The organism is Alteromonas sp. BZK5 (genome assembly GCF_014349115.1).
GTDB classification, from domain to species: domain Bacteria; phylum Pseudomonadota; class Gammaproteobacteria; order Enterobacterales; family Alteromonadaceae; genus Alteromonas; species Alteromonas macleodii.
This window is the reverse complement of sequence record NZ_JACSOE010000223.1, coordinates 1-2,017: the sequence shown is the minus strand read 5'-3', so window position 1 is coordinate 2,017 and position 2,017 is coordinate 1. Positions and strand designations below refer to the sequence as shown.

Annotated in this window: 1 protein-coding gene; it reads left to right on the top strand. The window is 45.9% G+C overall.

What is annotated here, in order from left to right; all coding sequences use genetic code 11:
• The first annotated feature begins 615 nt into the window (after positions 1-615).
• Positions 616-1,911, top strand: a complete 1,296-nt coding sequence (gene ltrA, locus BIZ39_RS21470; protein ID WP_187448063.1) for a group II intron reverse transcriptase/maturase — start codon at positions 616-618, stop codon at positions 1,909-1,911.
• Positions 1,912-2,017 lie beyond the last annotated feature (106 nt).

Below are 2,017 nucleotides of genomic sequence, written 5' to 3'. Positions count from 1 at the left end.
GCCCAGCTTGCGACAGGCTAAGCCTGAGAATAAAGGAGGTAACTATGCTGTAACCAAAATTATTCGTTGAATTCCAGAGGGTTCAACTCCCTCCCGGTAAAAGCTAACCACTGGCCGGAAGCGAGTCTTGCATGGACAACGGTAACGTTATTCGTGAAGCGTAGACAGCAGGTGCTAAAGCCGCGGGATTGAGTCTCGATATCATGTTCACGTTGGAGGCTTCATTTTGTTGGGAATGGGGTCAGTACAGTACATATCGTAATGGTAAGAGATGTATTGTCCGACCGGGATCTATGGCCGGGGCAAAGGTACAGGATGGAATTCTCAGGAACCTGTGAGATCCAGTATTGACCTGAGTATTAATAAGCGTTTGGCTTTAGCTATTAACAAAGCCGGGCTGTCTGGTAACGGCTTCTAATCAGACAGAGCGAACATGAAGCACGCTCAGGAGCTTAAAAGCGAATCCATAAGTGATTAGGTAGTAGATGCTGGAAGTCTTAGTGCGCCATAGTACTGTTGACTTGGGGGAACTCTGCTCAGGAGGACCCTAACGAGGAAAGGGCGCACCATAACTTTTTAACTGTTGATGGGAAACATAAAGGTGCTCAGAAACCGATGATTGTGTCAACGAAACAACAACAGATAGCCAAATTGGCTAAAGAGAAACCGAAACTAGTATTCACATCACTCAATCATCAGCTGGATATTGAGTGGCTATATGAAGCGTATCGGCTCACACGTAAAGATGGCGCAGTTGGCATAGATGGTGAAACAGCACGTGACTATGAACAGCACTTGGATGCAAATCTGCAATCATTGCTTGAACGAGTCAAGTCTGGACGCTATCGAGCGCCTGCTATTCGTCGCGTGTTTATTCCCAAGGGCGATGGCAAGCTGCGTCCACTTGGGATCCCCACATTTGAAGACAAGCTTGTTCAACGTGCTGTTGTAATGCTACTGGAGCCAATATACGAACAGACGTTCTATGACTGTTCATTTGGTTTTCGACCGGGCTACTCTGCGCACCAAGCGCTACAAAGTCTTCGTAATCACATCATGGATGACGGGGGGAAGTGGGTACTAGACGTGGATATACAGCAGTATTTCGATACCATTGAACATACTCAGTTGAGAAACTTTTTAGACCAACGAGTGACGGATGGCGTTATTCGTAAAATGATAGACAAATGGTTAAAAGCCGGTGTGATGGATGGGAGTAAACTAAAGAAGTCTGTAATCGGGACGCCACAAGGCGGTGTTATTTCTCCTTTGCTAGCAAATATATACTTGCACTATGTATTGGATGAATGGTTTGCCAATACGGTTAAACCTCGCATGCGTGGGCGTTCAAGTTTGACTCGGTTTGCGGACGATTTTGTTATGGTGTTCGAACATTACGAGGATTGTTATCGTGTTCAACAAGTCTTAACCAAACGCTTTACGCGTTATGGGCTGACACTGCACCCTGACAAAACTCGCCGCGTAGATTTTCGATTTCGGTATCGAAAAACGAATATCCAACGCGGTAAGTGCGTTAATTTTGATTTTCTAGGCTTTACCCATTACTGGGGGCGGTCTCGACGTGGTCACTTTGTTGTTTGTCAAAAGACAGCGAAGAATAGGCTCGCTCGAACACTAAAGGCATTTAATGTGCTGTGCCAAAAGATGCGCCATAAACCGCTGGATTTGCAGTGGGAATGGTTAAATCGAAGGCTAGTGGGACACTTTGTCTACTTTGGGATCACTGGAAACATAAAATCACTTAAACGTCTCCACCATAAAGTGGAGCGTCTATGGCATAAGTGGCTAGGTCGCCGTTCTAGGAAAAGTTACATTCCTTGGGTACGATTTACGCTATTGCTTAAACGCTTCCCATTGGCGATGCCAAGGATCTATCATCGTTATGTTTAATGCACTACGCAGCGAATAAACTGTTATGAAGAACCGGATGCGTTAATTGCGCTCGTCCGGGTCTGTGAGGGGTGAGGGCAGTAATGTCCTCATCTACTCGGAAACC

Bases quoted from the DNA above. Each gene is read 5' to 3' on its own strand.
- ltrA (WP_187448063.1), top strand. From the start codon at position 616: ATGATTGTGTCAACGAAACAACAACAGATAGCCAAATTGGCTAAAGAG.